The sequence below is a fragment of the Microcoleus sp. F4-D5 genome (assembly GCF_036704885.1).
Taxonomy (GTDB): domain Bacteria; phylum Cyanobacteriota; class Cyanobacteriia; order Cyanobacteriales; family Microcoleaceae; genus Microcoleus.
Genome location: NZ_JAUBSX010000168.1, coordinates 1 through 3,235, shown reverse-complemented (window position 1 = coordinate 3,235; position 3,235 = coordinate 1). Strand labels below are relative to the sequence as shown.

General features: G+C 47.4%; 2 protein-coding genes. Both read right to left on the bottom strand.

What is annotated here, in order from left to right; genetic code table 11:
• Positions 1-150 precede the first annotated feature (150 nt).
• The gene (locus QUA80_RS33220) at positions 151-327 is read right to left on the bottom strand and encodes an AAA-like domain-containing protein (protein WP_333429154.1); all 177 of its coding nucleotides are present in this window, start codon (positions 325-327) and stop codon (positions 151-153) included.
• The coding region (locus QUA80_RS33215) for a WD40 domain-containing protein (protein WP_333429153.1) at positions 284-3,235 on the bottom strand (2,952 nt) is incomplete at its 5' end. The genes QUA80_RS33220 and QUA80_RS33215, both read right to left, overlap by 44 nt.

Sequence of the window (3,235 nt, the reverse complement as noted above, 5' to 3'; positions counted from 1 at the left end):
TACAGGTTCAGGAATTCCTTTTAAGTGTTGCATACCTAAGTCAATCACATTTAAAGATAAATGGGTTTTAACGACTTTTTTGCTGTCAATCACTTGTCTAATTGTTGCTGCTAATTCCGTATTTGTTTCCAAGTTAACTAAATGCCGTCGTCAACGATCGCAGTCAGGGCATTCTTCAGTAGGAGCGACTTTTAGCAACCGATCTAAGGTAATTCTCCCCTTGGCAACTTGGTAGAGAGCAACTCGCACTAAATAAGGATGACCGCCCACCGTTTCCATTAAGTCACAAATCTCTTGATTTGACCAATTTAATCGGTGTTGATTCACTAAATCTGTGACCTGTCTCTGATTTGATTGACTCTTGCCTAAGGTAATCAGCACACATCTGTTTATCCTCTGCTGTCACTTTCGGGTTGGTTCTGAGATAATCGCTAATCCAATTGCAACCTAATGCCATTAGTTTATCGACATCCCAAACCCACAGTTTGATGGTGTTGTCACTGCTTGCAGAAGCCAAAGTCAAGCCATCGGGACTAAAGGTGACGCTCCAAACCGAATTGCTGTGCCCGGTGAGGGTAGCGATGGGTTTTTGGCTTTCCAGATGCCACAGTTTGATGGTGTTGTCACTGCTTGCAGAAGCCAAAGTCAACCCATCGGGACTAAAGGCGAAGCTATAGACCGGATTGCTATGCCCGGTGAGGGTAGCGATGGGTTTTTGGCTTTCCAGATGCCACAGTTTGATCGTGTTGTCAAAGCTTGCAGAAGCCAAAGTCAACCCATCGGGACTAAAAGCGACGCTATAGACCGGATTGCTATGCCCGGTGAGGGTAGCAATTAGTTTTTGGCTTTCCAGGTGCCATAGTTTGATGGTGTTGTCAAAGCTTGCAGAAGCCAAAGTCAACCCATCGGGACTAAAAGCGACGCTCCAGACCGAATCGCTGTGCCCGGTGAGGGTAGCGATGGGTTTTTGGCTTTGCAGGTTCCACAGTTTGATGGTGTTGTCACGGCTTGCAGAAGCCAAAGTCAACCCATCTGGACTAAAGGCGACGCTCCAAACCCAATTGCTATGACCGGTGAGGGTAGCCATTAGTTTTTGGCTTTGCAGGTGCCACAGTTTGATGGTGCTGTCACTGCTTGCAGAAGCCAATGTCAAGCCATCTGGACTCAAGGCGACGGAATAGACCTCATTGCTATGCCCGGTGAGGGTAGCGGTGGGTTTTTGGCTTTCTAGGTGCCACAGTTTGATGGTGCTGTCAAAGCTGGCAGAAGCCAAAGTTTTGCCATCGGGACTAAACGCGACGCTATTGACCGAATCGCTGTGCCCGGTGAGGGTAGCAATGGGTTTTTGGCTTTCCAGGTGCCACAGTTTGATGGTGCTGTCACGGCTTGCAGAAGCCAAAGTTTTGCCATCGGGACTAAACGCGACGCTATTGACCGAATCGCTGTGCCCGGTGAGGGTAGCGATGGGTTTTTGGGTTTGCAAGTGCCACAGTTTGATGGTGTTGTCAAAGCTTGCAGAAGCCAAAGTTTTGCCATCGGGACTAAACGCGACGCTCCAGACCGGATTGCTATGCCCGGTGAGGGTAGCAATGGGTTTTTGGCTTTCCAGATGCCACAGTTGGATGGTCTTGTCAAAGCTGGCAGAAGCCAATGTCTTGCCATCGGGACTAAAGGCGACAGAATAGACCTCATTGCTATGCCCGGTGATGGTAGCAATGGATTTTTGGCTTTCCAGGTGCCACAGTTTGATGGTGTTGTCACTGCTTGCAGAAGCCAAAGTCAACCCATCGGGACTAAAGGCAACGCTTCTGACAGAATTGCTATGCCCGGAGAGGGTAGCAATGGGTTTGTGGCTTTCTAGGTGCCACAGTTGGATGGTGTTGTCACTGCTTGCAGAAGCCAAAGTCAAGCCCTCGGGACTAAAGGCGAGGCTCAAAACCGGATTGCTATGCCCGGTGAGGGTAGCGATGAGTTTGTGGCTTTCCAGGTGCCACAGTTTGATGGTGTTGTCGTCACTTGCAGAAGCCAAAGTCAAGCCATCAGGACTAAAGGCAACGCTTCTGACAGAATTGCTATGCCCGGTGAGGGTAGCAATGGGTTTTTGGCTTTGCAGGTTCCACAGTTTGATCGTCTTGTCACTGCTGGCAGAAGCCAAAGTCAAGCCATCGGGACTAAAGGCGACGCTTCTGACAGAATTGCTATGCCCTTCCAAACTATTGCGCTCTTTGACTGCGGACACTGCTTGTTGCAGCGCAGCTATCACTCGTCCTCTAATATGTTTTGTCGTCTCGGCTGAAGAATCTAGTTGTTTGAATGCTTGCCCTGCCTTTAATGCTTCCAACAGTGCTTGGAATGTCTGTCCTGAACGAAATGATTCATTAGAAAAAGCAGTTTCCTGGATGACATTTGCTAAATTCTGGGCTTGAGTGACTTTATACGTGGCCAATTGCTCTGCTTTAATTAGCGTCTGATTCGCTTGAGTCAAAATTTTATTCGCTTGTTTTTGTGCTTCTAACTCTCGTTCAACTTCCTGTTGTTGTAATTCCCGACTAGCCGTTAAAAACTGATAATCTAAATCGCTCAAACTTTTATCTGCTGCCCAAGTTTGAGCATCGTGCAAAGCTTGACCCCGCAACAGTCGCGATTCATCTTGGCAATCAGACTCTATCCAAGCTTTAAAACTTTCGCTGTAAGGGCGGAGATCCGCTAATTGTTTTTCTACCCAATCTCGGTTAAAAACCGATTGATAAATTGGGTTGTAAACTTTAAGTTTGCCAGACTGCTTAACCACCAACCCGGTTAATCGCAGTTCCATTTGTTCGGGAGTATCATCAGTCGCTATCTCATTATTGTGCAAAATTTCCTGATATAGTCCCAGCAACCGACTGGCACGCTGTTCGCTGCGTAAAATGCGATCGCGAATCGTCTTTAAATGCTCGGGTTCATCCTGCCCTTCCCAATTTTCAATCACCTTTTCTCGGACTAAAGCTCCCACCCACTCAGCGGGATTTTGAATTGAGGCAGAGTTGGCGTGATTGAGAAGTAATTTACAAAGTTTTTGCGTTAAAAACGGCTGTCCGCCAGTCCAATATAACACCGCTTCTAACAATGCTTGAGAATTTTCTGCTTGAGTTTCTAACCCTACTGCCAAAGGCTGCGCTTCGGCTAATTGAAACCCCGTTAACTCTATCCCTCGACCAATATTAAACGGAGTGCGTCGCTTGTCTTGAATTAA